General features: G+C 64.1%; 18 protein-coding genes. 2 read left to right on the top strand and 16 right to left on the bottom strand.

Annotated elements, in window-relative coordinates; all coding sequences use genetic code 11:
- The first annotated feature begins 146 nt into the window (after window positions 1-146).
- Window positions 147-998: a sugar phosphate isomerase/epimerase gene (locus EN925_RS03360; RefSeq protein ID WP_127368397.1), complete on the top strand. Its 852-nt coding sequence runs from the start codon at window positions 147-149 to the stop codon at window positions 996-998.
- Between the two features lie 278 nt (window positions 999-1,276).
- On the opposite strand, the gene phnE (EN925_RS03365) is transcribed toward EN925_RS03360, so the two are convergent.
- The 13 genes from phnE (EN925_RS03365) to phnG form a co-directional block, all read right to left on the bottom strand.
- Entirely contained in the window at window positions 1,277-2,644 is a 1,368-nt protein-coding gene (gene phnE, locus EN925_RS03365) for a phosphonate ABC transporter, permease protein PhnE (protein WP_027161290.1), read from the bottom strand.
- A 2-nt stretch (window positions 2,645-2,646) separates the two neighbouring features.
- A complete protein-coding gene (gene phnE / locus EN925_RS03370) occupies window positions 2,647-3,603 on the bottom strand; it encodes a phosphonate ABC transporter, permease protein PhnE (RefSeq protein WP_127368395.1) in 957 nt (318 codons plus the stop codon).
- Window positions 3,604-3,660: 57 nt separating this feature from the next.
- The gene (gene phnD, locus EN925_RS03375; RefSeq protein ID WP_127368394.1) at window positions 3,661-4,569 is read right to left on the bottom strand and encodes a phosphonate ABC transporter substrate-binding protein; all 909 of its coding nucleotides are present in this window, start codon (window positions 4,567-4,569) and stop codon (window positions 3,661-3,663) included.
- A 92-nt stretch (window positions 4,570-4,661) separates the two neighbouring features.
- Entirely contained in the window at window positions 4,662-5,519 is an 858-nt protein-coding gene (gene phnC, locus EN925_RS03380) for a phosphonate ABC transporter ATP-binding protein (protein WP_027161293.1), read from the bottom strand.
- 373 nt (window positions 5,520-5,892) lie between these two features.
- On the bottom strand, window positions 5,893-6,510 hold the full coding sequence (locus EN925_RS03385; RefSeq protein ID WP_127368393.1) for a DapH/DapD/GlmU-related protein: 618 nt from the start codon (window positions 6,508-6,510) through the stop codon (window positions 5,893-5,895).
- Window positions 6,507-7,214 (bottom strand): phosphonate C-P lyase system protein PhnL, encoded by a 708-nt coding sequence (gene phnL / locus EN925_RS03390; RefSeq protein WP_064995543.1) that lies wholly within the window; start codon window positions 7,212-7,214, stop codon window positions 6,507-6,509. The genes EN925_RS03385 and phnL overlap by 4 nt, the downstream gene beginning before the upstream one ends.
- A 208-nt stretch (window positions 7,215-7,422) precedes the next feature.
- Window positions 7,423-8,199: a phosphonate C-P lyase system protein PhnK gene (gene phnK, locus EN925_RS03400; protein WP_063173111.1), complete on the bottom strand. Its 777-nt coding sequence runs from the start codon at window positions 8,197-8,199 to the stop codon at window positions 7,423-7,425.
- Window positions 8,196-9,095: an alpha-D-ribose 1-methylphosphonate 5-phosphate C-P-lyase PhnJ gene (locus EN925_RS03405; RefSeq protein ID WP_063170339.1), complete on the bottom strand. Its 900-nt coding sequence runs from the start codon at window positions 9,093-9,095 to the stop codon at window positions 8,196-8,198. The genes phnK and EN925_RS03405 overlap by 4 nt, the downstream gene beginning before the upstream one ends.
- 5 nt (window positions 9,096-9,100) lie before the next feature.
- Window positions 9,101-9,376, bottom strand: coding sequence for a hypothetical protein (locus EN925_RS03410; RefSeq protein WP_127368877.1), 276 nt, complete (start codon window positions 9,374-9,376; stop codon window positions 9,101-9,103).
- Entirely contained in the window at window positions 9,373-9,792 is a 420-nt protein-coding gene (gene fosX, locus EN925_RS03415; protein WP_127368878.1) for a FosX/FosE/FosI family fosfomycin resistance hydrolase, read from the bottom strand. Before fosX ends, EN925_RS03410 begins: the two co-directional genes overlap by 4 nt.
- Complete coding sequence (locus tag EN925_RS03420) at window positions 9,789-10,901, bottom strand: carbon-phosphorus lyase complex subunit PhnI (RefSeq protein ID WP_127368879.1); 1,113 nt, start codon at window positions 10,899-10,901, stop codon at window positions 9,789-9,791. Before EN925_RS03420 ends, fosX begins: the two co-directional genes overlap by 4 nt.
- A gap of 1 nt (window position 10,902) precedes the next feature.
- Window positions 10,903-11,514 (bottom strand): phosphonate C-P lyase system protein PhnH, encoded by a 612-nt coding sequence (phnH, locus tag EN925_RS03425; protein ID WP_127368880.1) that lies wholly within the window; start codon window positions 11,512-11,514, stop codon window positions 10,903-10,905.
- Window positions 11,514-11,975, bottom strand: a complete 462-nt coding sequence (phnG, locus tag EN925_RS03430) for a phosphonate C-P lyase system protein PhnG (protein ID WP_063170338.1) — start codon at window positions 11,973-11,975, stop codon at window positions 11,514-11,516. The genes phnH and phnG overlap by 1 nt, the downstream gene beginning before the upstream one ends.
- A gap of 132 nt (window positions 11,976-12,107) precedes the next feature.
- Between phnG and phnF the strand changes: the two genes are divergently transcribed.
- Window positions 12,108-12,857: a phosphonate metabolism transcriptional regulator PhnF gene (gene phnF / locus EN925_RS03435; protein ID WP_164754006.1), complete on the top strand. Its 750-nt coding sequence runs from the start codon at window positions 12,108-12,110 to the stop codon at window positions 12,855-12,857.
- A 77-nt stretch (window positions 12,858-12,934) separates the two neighbouring features.
- Here the strand turns inward: phnF and EN925_RS03440 are convergent, their stop codons facing one another.
- The 3 genes from EN925_RS03440 to EN925_RS03450 form a co-directional block, all read right to left on the bottom strand.
- Window positions 12,935-13,954 (bottom strand): zinc-binding alcohol dehydrogenase family protein, encoded by a 1,020-nt coding sequence (locus EN925_RS03440; protein WP_127368882.1) that lies wholly within the window; start codon window positions 13,952-13,954, stop codon window positions 12,935-12,937.
- 66 nt (window positions 13,955-14,020) lie between these two features.
- Window positions 14,021-14,986, bottom strand: coding sequence for an ABC transporter permease (locus EN925_RS03445; protein WP_013529527.1), 966 nt, complete (start codon window positions 14,984-14,986; stop codon window positions 14,021-14,023).
- On the bottom strand, window positions 14,983-15,921 hold a 939-nt coding region (locus EN925_RS03450), incomplete at its 5' end, for a sugar ABC transporter ATP-binding protein (protein ID WP_164894120.1). The genes EN925_RS03450 and EN925_RS03445, both read right to left, overlap by 4 nt.

The raw sequence follows: 15,921 nt of genomic DNA on the forward strand, positions 1-15,921 counted from the left end.
CTCCCCGAGGGGAGAGGAGGAGGAGATGGCGCGACGCCAAGTCTCTTCTCCCCAGCGGGGAGAAGGTGGCCGCGAAGCGGCCGGATGAGGGGGCATGGCGCGAAGCGGCGGAACAGCCAGTGCGCCGTCAAAGGGAGGGGTCGTCGATGAAAATCGGCATGTGCATGTTCTTGTGGACGACGGCGGTGTCGAAGAAACACGAGCCGCTGCTGCGCGACATCAAGGCGACCGGTTTCGATGGCGTCGAGATACCGATCTTCGCCGGCACGCCGGACGATTATAGAAAGCTCGGCGATCTGCTCGACCGCATCGGGCTGGAGCGGACTGCGGTTTCGGCCATGGGCGATCCGGCGATGAATTTGATCGCGGCCGACGCGGCAACCCGCAAGGCCGGTGTCGACTACATGAAATGGGCGATCGACTGCGCGCAGGCGCTTGGCGCCAGCACGCTGAGCGGCCCTCTGCATTCGACGCTCGGGTCCTTTTCCGGCTCTGGGCCGACGGCCGCGGAGAAGAAGCGCTCCGTCGGCTCGCAGCGCGCCATCGGCGACCATGCCGGCAACAAGGGCGTCACCATCGGGCTCGAGGCGCTGAACCGCTTCGAATGCTACCTGCTCAACACGATGGCGGACCTGTCGGAGCATATCGACGCCATCGACCGGCCGCACATCAAGGCGATGTACGACACCTTCCACGCCAATATCGAGGAGGCCGACCCGATCGGCGCCTACACGAAACACCGCAGGAATGTCGTGCATATCCATATCTCGGAGAACGATCGCGGCGTGCCGGGGCGCGGCAACATTCCGTGGACCGAAACGTTTTCCGCCATCCGCAAGAGCGGCTATGACGATTGGCTGACGATCGAGGCGTTCGGCCGCTCACTCAAGGATTTGGCGGCGGCGACCAAGGTGTGGCGGGATTTCTCAGAGACGCCGGACGCGGTCTATCGGGAGGGGTATAAGCATATCAAGAGCGGGTGGAAGAAGGCGGCTTAGGCGCCCTGGCCCATTTTCTATTTGCGTTTGCGGCGGTTGCCAGGTGGTTCCCCCACTCCGTCTCGGCTTCGCCGAGCCACCTCTCCCCCCTCCGGAGGGAGAGGAAGGAAGCCTCGGCCTGGGAAGACACTCGGCCTAAGAGGACAGGCGTCGGCTCGGACAGCCTGGCGCTTTCCTCTACCCCGTCGATCGGGGGAGAGGTGTCGAGCGAAGCTCGACGGAGTGGGGGTCGATCCTTTGGCGCTGGTCGAGACGACTTGCGCGTCTACATCACAAGCCTACCCCTGCTCAGCCTGGATCCTGTTGTAGTCGTGGATGGTCCGGCTCAGCCGGCGGCGCAGGAAGTTGGAGATGTTGTCGAAGATGAAGACGACGGCCAGGATCAGCAGCACCATGTAGAAGACGTTGGCCCAGTTGGAGTTGGTGCGCATCGCTTCCCACAGCTTCAGGCCGATGCCGCCGGCGCCGACAGCGCCGATGATGGTGGCGCCGCGGGTGTTGGATTCCCACTGATAGAGCGTCTGGCTGATGAACACCGGCACCACTTCCGGCAGCACGCCGTAGCGCTGCACCAGGAGGCCGTTGGCTCCGGTCGAGGTAATCCCCTCGCGCGGCTTGTCGTCGATGTTCTCCAGCGCCTCGGAATAGGTTTTGCCGAGCGTGCCGACCTCTGTGAAGAAGATCGCCGCACTGCCAGCCAGCGGTCCCGGCCCGAAGGCGCGGGTGAAGAACAGCGCCCAGATCAGCATGTCGATGGAGCGCATGAAATCGAAGAAGCGCTTGAGCACCTGGTTGACCAGCCGGCTGGGCGTGATGTTGCGGGCGGCGAAGAAGGCCAGCGGGAAGGCGACGATGCCGCCCAGCATGGTGCCGAGAAAGGCCATGACGATGGTCTGCAGGAGCTTCGTCCAGACATCGCCATGCTGCCACTGGGCGTTGTTCCAGATGTTGTCGCCGGCCAGCGCCAGATTTGACGTGCCCGGTTTCAGTTCCGGCCCGGAGACGATCAGCGAAGCGACTTCGCTTGCCGACTTGCCGAAGAAAGGCGAACGCGTGTCGAAGACGAAGTTTGCCCAGCCTAGAAACCGCTTGCGTATCCTGACGCGGTCAACGGCGACGCGGGCCTCGCCGGCAAAGCCCATGTCGGCGACGACCTCATCCTCATGCGCGGTGATCCAGCCGGGAACCGGTCCCGAGATCAGCGGCTTGCCGGTGCCGAGTGCGACCGCAACGGTCTCACCGTTGGCAATTATCGTCGCTTGCGTCTTGGTGAAGGTAATCGACTTGGCGGTGCCGTCGATCAGGATCGTCACCGAACCATCGGCATTGGTCTTGACCCAGTCCGGATCCGGGTTCGGGCCGAGCACCGAGAAGCGTGGATATTTGGCAGTGATCTGCGGTTCATCGAGGCGGAAGATCGGCTGTACGTCGTAGCTGATCCATTGGGTCAGGAACAGCGGCAGGCGCTCCCAGTGCGATTCTCGCATGACCTGCGGCAGGTTGAAGAACCACAAGGCGTACAGCAGGTAGAGAAAGATGCCGCCAAGCAGCATCAGCGGCCCGAAGCGCTTGTGGAACGGCCGCTGGAACACCTGCGGGAAGCGCTCTTCGATCGACTGGATCTGATCGGCGGTCATGGTGGCCATGGTCAAGCGCTCATCACGAAAGCCTGCTCGCCGACCAGCTTGCGGCGCAGCCAGGCGGAGAACTGGTCGACGATGAAGATCGTCGTGAACAGGAGCAGCACGAGGGCTATCGTCTTGGCGCCGAAGCCGCGCGAGATCGACAGCTTCAACTCCTCGCCGATACCGCCGCCGCCGACAGCGCCCATGATGGTGGAAATGCGGACATTTATCTCAACACGCAGCAGCGTGTAGGACATGAAGTTGGGCAGCACCTGCGGCAGGCCGGCGAAGCGCACCCGCTCGAACCAGTTGGCGCCGACGGCCCTCAGGCCTTCCTCGGCGCGCATGTCGATGTTCTCGTTGATCTCGTAGAACAGCTTGCCCAGCGCGCCGATCGAATGCAGGCCGATGGCGATGATGGCGGCGATCGGGCCGATCGAGACGATGGCGGCGAACAGGCCGGCGATGACGATCTCGGGAAAGGCGCGCAGCAGTTCCATGAGGCGCTTGACGATCAGCCGCAGCACCGGATGCGGCGTCAAATTGCGCGCCGCGATGAAGGAGAACGGCACGGCGAAGACGAAGCCGATGAAGGTCGAGACCAGGGCCACGTTGAGCGTGGTCAGCATCAGCTCGAAATATTCGGGGATGTAGAAGCTGCCCCAGACATAGGAGCGGCCAAGCGGAAAATTGAATTCCTGGGTGCCGGTGTCATGCGGAGAAGCGATGTCGAACATCGCCCGCCAGACATCGTTCCAATCCTTGGGGACGAGCCAGCTCAGGAAATCCAGCAAATGCGGCAACCGGTCGAAGAAATGCCCGGCATTGGCCTCGTCGGCGAACCACATGGCGCTGCCGAGCGCGGTGATGAGCAGGCCGACACCGATGGCGGTGTAGAGCCGGCGCAAGGACGTCTGGCGACGCCAGGCGTCGGCCATCTGATGAGTGGCGCCGGAAGGGGCTGTCACGGAAAGGGTCATGATCGGACATGCAAGAAGGGCGGCGTTTTCTCGACGCCGCCCTTCCTGATTTCGCCGTTAGCCGCCGATGGCTGCCTTACGGGCTTCGACGATGACGTTGTAGAAGTCCGCCTTAACCGGGACGTAGCCGGTAAAGTCGCCGCCCTCGACGCCTTCGAAGCAAGCCTTGTCCTTCTTCGGCAACTGCGTGAAGAAGTCGGCGAGCTTGGCGGTCATTTCACTGCCGAGCGCGGTGCGCACGACCAGCGGGCCGTTCGGGATCAGACCCGAGCGCCAGACCTCGACGAAGTCGTTGGGGTCGACGGCGCCCTTGGCGACTTCCTTGTGAAAGGTGCCCGAGGTGTAGCCGTCCTTGAAGTCGCCGATGCCGGAAGAATCGTCCACCGCCACGTCGACCTTGCCGTCACGCACGGCCAGAACGTTGTTCTCGTGGCCGCCGTTGAACTGGGTCGAGGCGAAGAATTTTTCGTTCGAAGCGCCGGTATCCTTCGGGATCTGGGTCAGCGGGATCAGGTAGCCGGAGGTCGAATCCGGATCGGCGTAGCCGAGCTTCTTACCCTTGGCCGACTTGATGTCGGTAATGCCGGAGGATTTCAGCGCCAGGCCGATCGAATAATAGCCGGTGGCGCCGTCGGTCTGCTGGGTGGTGAGGATCGGGGTGACCGCCTTCGGGTCCTTGAGAGCGACGCTGGCGTAGCCGGAAGCGCCGAGTTCGGCGAAGTCGAGCGTGCCGCCGAGCAGGCCCTGGATGACGCCGTCATAGTCGGCGGCGGGGAACAGCGAGACCTTTTCGAAGCCGAATTCGGCCTTCAGATGGTCGGCGAGGCACTGGTAGTTGCGCAGCCGGTCGGATTCGTTTTCGCCGCCGAGAATGCCGACGCGAAATTCCTTCATGTCGGCGGCATGGGCCATGCTGGTCGCCATGGCGAGCACCGAAACGGCGCCAAAGACCATCTTCCTGAACATTGGATATTTCTCCTGTAGGTTCCGGCCCCGCGCCGGCAGCGTTATCGATTTTGACAGGTGCCCTTGACGCGGGCTGGCGATCCCAACCGCTCTCAATATCCCGGGAATGCGGGCTCGAGCGGTCCGGCGGATGCGGCGATCTTTCGGCTGAAGGCAACGCTGGTCGAGGTGATGGCCTCGGAGATTTCCTGGCCATTGCTGTCGGCGCCGTAGACGAGGCGCACCGCCTCGCGGTTGAGCTCTTCCGGCGGGCCGTCGAAGACGACCTTGCCGGCAGCCATGCCGATGATGCGGTTGCAGTAGGTCCGGGCGGTGTCCAGCGTGTGCAGATTGGTGACGACGGTGATGCCTTCGCGCAAATTGATGTCCTGCAGCGAATCCATCACCACCTTGGCGTTGAGCGGGTCGAGCGAGGCGATCGGCTCGTCGGCGAGGATCACTCTGGGCTGCTGCATCATGGCGCGAGCGATGGCGACGCGCTGCTGCTGGCCGCCCGACAAGGTGCCGGCGGGCTGCAGGGCGGTGCGGGCGATGTCGAGCCGCTCGAGTGCCGCGACCGCCTCGGCGCATTCGGCGCGGGAGAACATGCCGAACAGGTTGGTGATGGTCGAGCGGTGGTTCAGCTTGCCGAGCAGCACATTGGTCAGCACGTCGAGGCGCGGCACCAGGTTGAACTGCTGGAAGATCATGGCGCAGTCACGCTGCCAGCGCCGCAGCGGCGAACCGCTCAGTTTCGAGACCTCGGCGCCGTCAAAAAAAATCGACCCCTGGCTGGGATCGATGAGACGGTTGATCATGCGAAGAAGGGTCGATTTTCCGGCGCCCGAACGGCCGATGACGCCAACCATCTGACCCTGCGGGATCGCGATGTTGATGTCGCTGACGGCAGTGTTCTTGCCAAATCGTCGGGTGACACCGCGGATTTCGAGCGTGGCGGAATTTGCTGGCATGGCGGCAGGTTCCAGTCCGGACCATTGATCGTCAGGCATTCGCCTAGCGCAGCCACATGAACCTGCCGTGTCGCGTTGATGTCAGTTTTGTTACGCTCCACAGGCCGGAGTCTGCGGCCGGCCCAGGATCAGCAGTCGAAGGTGATGTGGAATGCAGGCCTGGCGAGCTGGCGCCGGTGGCCAGACGGCACCACTTGATGCGCATATACTCGCCCGTCGCGCGCCGGCGATGGCGAGGCCGTCCTTCAGGCGTTCCAGACAAGGGCCGTCATGGCGTCGATGCCGGTGTCGAGAGGCACGTCATGCGGATAGCAGGGGCGGGGGCGGTTTGCCCCCGCTGCCCAGCGTCAGTGACAGCCCGTTCCTGGCGTCGCTATCCGCCATATTTCTCCAAGAACGCCTCGGCCTCGAGCTCCCGGAAGTCATCCAACGCGGCCCGCAGCCTTGCATGGTCCCAGTCCCACCAGGCCAGCGCCTGGTAGCGTTCGGCCGTGCGGCGATCGAAGCGCTCGCGGATCGGCTTTGCCGGCACGCCGGCGACGATCCTATAGGGCGCTACATCTTTCGAGACGACAGCGCCGGCGCCGACCGCGGCGCCATCGCCGATGGTGACGCCGGGCAGGATGGTCGAGCCGTGACCGAGCCAGGTGTCGTGGCCGATGGTGACCCGCTTGGCGCGGCGCTGGGCGAAGAATTCGCTCTCGTGCTCGGCATCGTCCCAGTAATCGGAGGCGCGATAGGTGAAATGGTGCAGCGTCGGCCGCCAGGTCGGGTGGTTGGTGGCGTTGATGCGCACGCTGGCCGCGATGTTGGCGAACTTGCCGATCGTCGCGCACCAGACGGCGCAGTCCTGCATCATGTAGGAATAGTCGCCGAGTTCGCTTTCCGAGACCCGGCTGCGGTCGGCGATCTCGGTCCAACGGCCGAGCGTCGAGTTCTGCACCTCCGCCGTCGGATGGATCAACGGCGTCTCGGATAATTTCCTGGTCATGCGGCGATTTTTCCGGGCGCGAAAGCGGTGACGTCGATGATGCGGTCGGCAACCGCCTCGCGCACGTCGTGGTCGTGGAAGATGCCGAGCAGGGCGACATCAGCCGCCTTCTTGGCGGCGATGAGTTCGATCACGACATCGCGGTTCCTGGCATCGAGCGAGGCTGTCGGCTCGTCGAGCAGCAGGATCGGATGCTCGGTGATGAAGCCGCGCGCGATGTTAACGCGCTGCTGCTCGCCGCCGGAGAAGGTCGCAGGCGGCAAGGCCCAGAGTTTCTCCGGCAGGTTGAGCTGCGCCAGCAAGGCGCGCGCCTTGCCGCGGGCAATCTCGCGATCCTCGCCGCGCTCGACCAGCGGTTCGGCGACGACGTCGAGCGCCGAGACGCGCGGCACGGTGCGCAGGAACTGGCTGACATAGCCGATCGTTTGCCGGCGTATGGCCAGCACGGTGCGCGGGCTGGCGGTGGCGAGGTCGATCAGCCCATCACCATGCGTGACGATGATCTGGCCTTCGTCGACGGCGTAGTTGCCGTAGAGCATCTTCAGGATCGAGCTCTTGCCGGCACCGGAAGGACCGCCGAGCACGGTGCATTCGCCAGCCCTGATCGAGAACGAGACACCGGCGACAACAGGCAGTTTGATGCCGTCGCGCAGGTGCATGGTGAAACTCTTGGCGACATCGGAGACAACGAGGGGGGTTGCCATCAGAAGGGCCTCCAATTGTCGTTCTTTTGCGGGCCAACGCCCGCCTCTGCCTTGCCAGGCATCTCCCCCTCAAGGGGGGAGATCGGCAGCTTTCTCGTTGCGCTTGTTCTGCAACATTGGAGAGTGGCGAAACCGAGGACGATAGCCAATCTCCCCCCTTGAGGGGGAGATGGCCGGCAGGCCAGAGGGGGGTGCCTTGGCGCCATCGTCAAACCTGCAAAATCGAGGAAACAAGCAATTGCGTGTAGGGCGCGCGGGGATCGTCGAGCACGCGGTCGGTGAGGCCGCTTTCGACGACGCGGCCGTCCTTCATCACCATCATGCGCTGCGACAAGAGCCGCGCCACGGCAAGGTCGTGGGTGACGACGATGGCCGCCAGACCGAGATCGGTGACCAGACCACGCAGCAGGTCGAGCAGGCGGGCTTGCACCGAGACATCGAGGCCGCCTGTTGGCTCATCCATGAACACCAGCCGCGGCCCGGTGACGAGGTTGCGGGCAATCTGCAGGCGCTGGCGCATGCCGCCGGAAAAGGCCCGGGGCTCGTCGTCGATGCGGTCCTCGTCGATCTCGACACGCGACAGCCAGTCGACGGCGGTGGCGCGGATCCTGCCGTAGTGACGGTCGCCGACCGCCATCAGCCGCTCACCGACATTGGCGCCCGCCGACACCGTCATGCGCAGACCGTCGGCGGGGTTCTGATGGACAAATCCCCAGTCGGTGCGCATCAGGAAGCGGCGCTCGGCCTCGCTCATGCGGTAGAGCTCGCGGAACTGGCCGTCGCGCATGCGGTAGCTGGCGGAGCCGGAGCTCGGCAGCAGCCGCGTTGACAGGCAGTTGAGCAGCGTCGTCTTGCCGGAGCCGGATTCGCCGACGACAGCCAGGACTTCGCCCGGCCACAGGTCGAAGGAGACGTTGTCGCAGCCGACGCGCGAACCGTAGAATTTAGAAAGTGCTGCGACACGCAGCAGCGGTTCGTCGGTCATTGCGCCGGCTCCCTTGTTCCCGAGGCAAGATGGTTTTCCGGGGCAAGATGGCCGCGATAGCCGTCCGCTCGCCGCTTCTCGCAATGGTCCGTGTCGGAGCAGACGAACATGTGGCCGCCATGGTCGTCGAGGATGACTTCGTCGAGATAGACGTTCTCGGCCGCGCACAGCGCGCAGGGCTGGTCGAAGGTCTGGACCTCGAACGGATGATCCTCGAAGTCGAGGCTGACCACTTCGGTGAAAGGCGGCACCGCGTAGATGCGCTTTTCGCGGCCGGCGCCAAACAGCTGCAGGGCCGGCGAGCGGTGCATCTTGGGATTGTCGAATTTCGGCGTCGGCGAGGGGTCCATCACATAGCGGCCCTCGACCTTGACCGGATAGGCATAGGTGGTGGCGATGCGGCCGTGCTTGGCGATGTCCTCGTAGAGCTTGACGTGCATGAGGCCATATTCCTCCAGCGCGTGCATTTTGCGCGTTTCGGTCTCGCGCGGCTCGAGGAAGCGCAGGGGTTCGGGGATCGGCACCTGGTAGACCAGCACCTGGGCCGCCGTCAGCGGATGCTCGGGAATGCGGTGACGGGTCTGGATGATGGTGGCGCTGGCAGTGTCGGTCGTCACCGCGACATTGGCGACTTTCTTGAAGAAGGCGCGGATCGACACCGCATTGGTGGTGTCGTCGGCGCCCTGGTCGATGACCTTCAGCACATCGTCCGGGCCGATGATCGAAGCGGTGACCTGGACACCGCCGGTGCCCCAGCCGTAGGGCATCGGCATTTCGCGCGAAGCGAACGGCACCTGGTAGCCGGGAATGGCGATGCCCTTGAGGATCGCCCGGCGGATCATCCTTTTGGTCTGCTCGTCGAGATAGGCGAAGTTGTAGGTGGCGATGTCGGTCATGGCGATCACATCCACATTGTGCTATCGAATTGGCGTCCAGGACGCGGATACAGGGGCGAATTCAGATAAACTCGACCGGATGGATGCATCTCGGAATTCTGTTGGTGGTGTTCGCCGGCGTCGTTCTCTTCTTCCTTCGGCGCATGATTTTGCCCGGCCCCAAAGAAGGCTCTCAAGGTGAGTCCGTGGGCGTCGGGAATGGTGATTACTCCGGGTATGACGGCTATGGCGGTCATTCCCACGATGGTGGCGGCCATGGTGGCGTCGGGCACTAAATTCATTCCGCAGCCTCCAATCCCCTGGCATAGCGCGCCAGCCGCTCATTGAGCGTGCCGGTGTGCAGTTCGAACATGTGGTTGTCTTCGTCGTAGAAATAGATCGAGCGGCCTTCACCCTCGACGCGCGGGCGCGGCGGGCGCATGTCGAGGCCGAGCCTGCCGATGCGCTCGGCATAGCGGTCGAAATCGGCGTCATCGATCTTGAAGGCGATGTGGTTGTAGCTGCGCTCCGGCAAGGGTTCGCCCTCCATGATGGCGACCCAGATGTCACCGATCAGGAAGAATTTTTCGCGCGACAGCGAGAACTGCCTGGCGTCGCTGGCATAGACTTCGCGCGCGTCGAATACGCCCTCGAGGATTTCGGTCATCCGCTCGAGATCGCGGACGATGAAGGTCATGTGGGAAAGGCCCTCGATCATTCCGCGGCCTCCCGCTTCTCTTCGACCTTCACGGGGTTTTCGCGCGCGTCATATTCGGTGCGCATGCGGCGTACGAGATCGAGTTCTGCCTGGAAGTCGACATAGTGCGGCAGCTTCAGATGCTCGACGAAGCCGGTCGCCTGGACATTGTCGGAGTGCGAGATGACGAACTCCTCGTCCTGGGCCGCGGCGACGACATCCTCGCCGAGCTCTTTCGCGCGCAGCGCCCGGTCGCAGAGTGCCACGGCCATCGCCTTGCGTTCGCTCTGGCCGAAGACCAGGCCGTAGCCGCGGGTGAATTGCGGCGGCGCCTTGGCCGAGCCTTTGAACTGGTTGACCATCTGGCATTCGGTGACGCGGACAGTGCCGAGCGGCACCGCGAAGGGCAGTTCGGGCACGTCGAGCTCCAACTCGACTTCGCCGATGCGGATCTCGCCGACGAAGGGGTGGTTGCGGGCATAGCCGCGCTGGGTGGAATAGCCGAGCGCCAGCAGGAACCCTTCATCGCCGCGTGACAGCGCCTGCAGGCGGATGTCGCGCGCCATCGGGAATTCGAGCGGCTCGCGGGTGATGTCGCCGGGGACATGGTCCTGCGGCATGTCGCCATCCGGTTCGATCAAGCCTTCGCGGGCGAGGATCGCCGAGACGCGCGGCATGGCTTGCGCTTCCGTGTCGCGCAGCAAGGGCTCGGCGACATCGGCGCCGGCGGCAAGCTCGGGATCGAGCAGCCGGTGGGTGTAGTCGAAGGTCGGTCCGAGCAACTGGCCGCCGGGCAGGTCCTTGTAGGTCGCCGAGACGCGCCGCTCGACCAGCATGTTGGCGGTGTCGATGGGCCTGGAGTAGCCGAAGCGCGGCAGCGTGGTGCGGTAGGCGCGCACCAGGAAGATCGCCTCGATCATGTCGCCGCGCGCCTGGACGATGGCGAGCGCGGCCAGTTCACGATCATAGAGCGAGCCTTCGCTCATCACCCGGTCGACGCCGAGCGCCAGCTGCTCGACGATCTGGTCGAGACGAAGGGCGGGCACCGAACGGTCGCCACGCCGGCGGTCGGCCAGCAGGCTGTGGGCGTTGGCGATTGCCGCTTCGCCACCTTTTACCGCGACATACATCTTACGCCTCCATCGTCTTGATGCGCGTCGTGCGCGGTAGGCAGGCGATGCCGCCTGATGTGGCGAGGATGATGTCGACGCCGCGCGGAAAGCGCTTGATATTCTGCTTCCACTGCTCGACGAAATGGCGTGGCATCTGCGCCGGCGCGATCGTGGCGCTGGTTTCGATGCCGGGACCTTCGAGCAATAGCGGCGTGCCGGAGACCAGATCGCTGACCTGCAGGATCAGCGTGGTCGAGCGGTCGGGATAATCCTGCGTGCCCTGCGAAAAGCCATCGAGCGCCATCATCTCGGCAGGTGCTGCGATCAAGGCGAAATGCGCATCGGCCGGTGTGTTGGCCAATGGCGCGCCGGTATGGAACCCAAGCCACGATCTGATCGCGGTGGAGGCCTGCAAAGCCGGGTCGAGCCAGAGCGGCGTGTCATTGTCGCACAGCGCCAGTGCGATGGCGCCGGCGGTAGCCGAGAGCGGCACCGGCGGGCGGGCGAAGGCCGGCAGCGGTTGCACGCTGCCGGGCCGAGCCATTGCGTCCATCACGGCGCGGAACACGGTCTGGGCGTTGAAGACCGGATCGGCGAACCCGCCCTCGATCGATTGCGCTGCAATGTCCATCAGTCTTCTCCGCGAACCATGGTGAAGAAATCGACCTTCGTTGCCGCCGTCTCGGCGCGGCGTTTTTCGTGCGCCAAGGTCAGAGCCGACCGCAGAGGCGCTATCAGTCCGGTCTCGACCTCATTGCGGCGGGCAGGGTCCTGCCATAGGGCGTCGGCGATAGCCGCCAGCTTCGCCTTCTGCTTGTCGCGGCCAAGCGCATAGCAATGGCCGACCTGTCCGGTGGGTAGCCTGACCGTGGCGCGGGTGACGGTCGCCTCGCCGACATTGAAAGGGGCGCCGCCGCCGCCGATGCGGCCGCGCAGGGTGACAAGGCCGGTTTCGGGGCCGCGCAACAGCTCGGCGTCCGAAGGCAGTCCGGCCTCATTCCAGAGCCGTACGATGTCATCGCCGCTGGATTGCGTAAGGGTTGCCATGGCGGCTTTGCGCTCGGCCTGGTCGCGGGCTTCCTGTCCTCGCATCAGCAGCATTCCTCTTTGTTAATTTGTCTATTGATGTAGACAACTATACAAATTATATCTATTATCTAACGCGTGTCCATGACGGGTGGATGACAGCGATAGAAGACTGGGCGCTGGAAGGTTGGGGCAATGATGGTCGGGCGGCTGTTAGCGGACAGCATCGAGCGGCGCAGTGGCGTTTCGCTGTGGCGGCAGATCGCCGACAAGATCCTGCATGCGATCGCCATCGGCGATTTCACGGAGAATGCAGCGCTGCCGCCGGAGGTGGCGCTGGCAGAACGCTATGGCGTCAACCGTCACACGGTGCGCAACGCCATATCAGCCCTTGTAAGGGAAGGCGTGCTGCGGGCCGAGCAGGGGCGCGGCACCTTCGTACTGTCGCGCAAGCGGCTGTCCTATCCGATCGGGGCGCGCACACGTTTTTCGACAGGGCTGCAAGGGCAAACGACGGAACGGCACATCGTCCTGCTCGCCTCGTCGGTCGAGCCGGCCAGCCAGCGCGTCGGCGAGGGACTGGGTCTTCCCAAGGGAGCCGATGTGATCCGGTTGGAAACGCGCGGCGAAGCCGACGGACGGCCGGTGTCGCGCGCTGCCGGCTGGTTCGAGGCCCGGCGCTTTGCCGGCATCGATGCCGCGATGGCGGAAACAGGCTCGATCACCGCATCGCTGGCGCGGTTCGGCATAGACGACTATCTCAGGCAATCGACCGTGCTGTCGGCGCGCCATGCCGATGCGGCGGACCTTGCCGACCTCGACCTGCAGCCGGGCGCCATCGTGCTGGTCACGGTTGCCGTCAACGTCACGCCGGACGGCCAGCCGATCCAGTTTTCCGAGTCGCGCTTTCCGGCCGAACGGGTGGAGCTGAAGCTGTCGGCGCTGTAGGGAGTGCCCGGCCCAGCTCGGCCGCATTCACTTGCCAGCGGCGGCGCATTTGAGGACCGGCTTCGCCGCCTGCCATGTTATAACCCCACCTCGATCACAGCCTTGATCAGGCCGGATTTCTCATGCGCCCAACGAGCCAGATCGCGCGGCGTGGCGGCGAGTGTGGTGCGGTGTGTGACGAGCTTGGCCAGTGGTACGGCCCCGTTGCGGATCGAGGCGGCGACATGGTCGAAGTCGGCGCGCAGCGCGTTGCGGCTGCCGATCAGCGTCATCTCGCGCTTGTGGAATTCCGGATCGGAAAAGCTGATGTCGTCCTTGACGACGGAGACCAGCACCAGCGTTCCGCCATGCGCGACATGGGCGAAGGCCGACTGCACCGACTGGGTGTTGCCGGTGGCGTCGAAGACCACATCGAAGCCTTCGCCTGATGTCGCTTCCCTGATCAGATCGGGCACCGCGCCGCGCGAGCCGTCTAGGGTCTGGAAACCAAGCTCGTTTCCAGCGAAGGCGAGCCTTTCACTGCTCATGTCGAGCAGCGTCACGTCGAGCCCGGCGATGCGGGCGAAGATGGCGGTGCCGAGCCCGATCGGGCCGGCGCCGATGACCAGCGTGTGGGCGCCGGGGTCGGCGCGGGCGCGCCGCACGGCATGCGCGCCGATGGCCAGGAACTCGACGGCAGCGGCGTCGGCCAGCGAAAGGCCGTTGGCCGGATAGAGATTTTGCGCCGGCACCAGGATGCGTTCGCACATGGCGCCGTCGCGATGCACGCCAAGCACCTCGATCCTGACACAGCAATTGGGCTTGCCGTGCCGGCAGGCGATGCACTTGCCGCAGGAAAGATAGGGGTTGACGACGACGGGCTCACCAATGGCCAGTTCGACGCCTTCGCCGGTCTCCATCACGGTACCCGAGACCTCATGACCCATGATGCGGGGATAGGCGAGGAACGGGTGCTTGCCCTCGAAAATGTGGTAGTCGGTGCCGCAGATGCCGACATGGCTGACCGCCACCAGCGCCCAGCCGGGAGGCGGTGTCTCGGGTGCGGGCCGGTCTTCAAGGACAAGATCGCCGGGCGAACGGCAGAGGACGGCTTTCATGCGCTAATCCAGTCATGAAATCGCCGGCCCGTTGGTGTGGCGGACCGGCGGTTGATTGCGGGGTCGCTACTTGCCGCGGCGGCGCAGGCCGTCGAAGTAGACGATGATGATGATCAGCGCGCCGGTGATGATGCGCTGCCAGAACGAATTGACGTTGAGCAGGTTGGCGCCGTTGTTGATGGTGGCCAGGATGAAGGCGCCGAGCAGCGGCCCATGCACCGAGCCGACAGCGCCGAACAGCGAGGTGCCGCCGATGACCGACGACGCGATCGCCTGCAGTTCCCAGCCCTCGGCCTGCGTCGGGTTGCCGATGCCGATGCGGGCGGCCAGCAGCACGCCGACGAAGGCGGCGCACAGGCCCGACAGCGTGTAGGCCATGTAGATGGTGCGCTGGACATTGACGCCGGACAGGCGCGAGGCCTCGGCGTTGGAGCCGACCGAAAACAGGTATCTGCCCCAGCGGCTGTGGTGCAGGAAGATATAGGCCGGAATGCCGACCAGGATCACCATCCAGAACAGGTTGGGGATGCCGATGAAGGAATTGCGCGAGAAGGCGGTGAAGGTGTCGCTGTTGATGTTGATCGAATTGCCGTTGGTCATCAAAAGGCCGATGCCGCGCAGCGAGGTCAACGTCGCCAGCGTGATGATGAAGGGCGGCAGGCCCATCTTGACGATACCGAAGCCGTGGAACATGCCGATGGCGACACCGACCAGCAGCGTCACCAGAATGGCGAGCCAGATGGGGAAGCCGGCATTGATCATCATGGCCACGACCACGGTGGCGAAGCCGACCACGGCGCCGACCGACAGATCGATGCCGCCGGTGATGATGACGAAGGTCTGGCCGACCGCCATGATGGCGATCATCGAGCCCTGGCGCAGGAGATTGGCTATGTTGTTGGCCGAGGCAAAGCTTGTCGTCGTCACGGAGAGGAGGATCCAGAGCAGAACCAGCAGCGCCAATAGCGTCAGCCCGAACAGGACATTATAGTTGCGCTTCGGTTTTTCGACGGCGATCGCCTCGGTGCTCATATCTGTCCTCCCAGCTTTTCTTGTTTCTCGGCGAGCGCCTGAGTGAGAATATCCTCGTGGCTGGCGGCGTGAAAACCGTGCGTCGCCACCAGTTTGCCGCGCCGGAACACATGCAGCGTATCGGCGAGTTCATAGACTTCCGGCAGATAGGACGAGATCAGGATGATGCCGGCGCCCTTTGACAAAAGCGCGCCGAACAGGCGGTAGATCTCGGCCTTGGTGCCGACATCGACGCCGACGGTCGGTTCGTCGAAGATGAACAGCTTGGCGCCGTGCGCCAGCCATTTGCCGATGACGATCTTCTGCTGGTTGCCGCCCGACAGGCTGGATGCCAGCGCGCCACGTGTCGGTGTCTTGATGCGCAGATCGGCGATCTGGCGATCGGCCTGCGTCTTCTCCTGCGTGCTCGAAATCAGCAGATTGTTCGAGATGCGCTTGTAGATCGGCAGGTTGAGGTTGAAGCCGACCGGCAGGTTGAGGCAGAGGCCCTGGTCGCGGCGGCTCTCCGGCGCCAGCGCCATGCCGAGCTTGATCGCGTCATGTTCGGAATTGACCTGTACCTCCTTGCCTTCCCAGAGGATCTGGCCGGCGGATTTGCGGTGGCGGCCGTAGAGCGTGGTGACGAACTCGCTGCGTCCGGCGCCGATCAGCCCATAGAGTCCGACGATCTCGCCGGCGCGGACCGTCATCGAGACATTTTCGAAGCCCTTGCCGGACAGGTTTTTCGCCTCGATGATGGCGGCGCCCGGCGTGAAATGCTCCTTGTGATAGACCTGCTCGATCGAGCGGTTGATCATCATCTTGACCAGTTCGGCATCGTTGGTCTCTGCGATGTTGCGGGTGCCGACCAGCGTGCCGTCGCGCAGCACGGATACCCGGTCGGCGAGTTCGAACACTTCCTCCATGCGGTGGCTGATGTAGATGATCGTCACGCC

This window comes from Mesorhizobium sp. M7A.F.Ca.US.006.04.2.1, from assembly GCF_004022915.1.
GTDB classification, from domain to species: domain Bacteria; phylum Pseudomonadota; class Alphaproteobacteria; order Rhizobiales; family Rhizobiaceae; genus Mesorhizobium; species Mesorhizobium ciceri.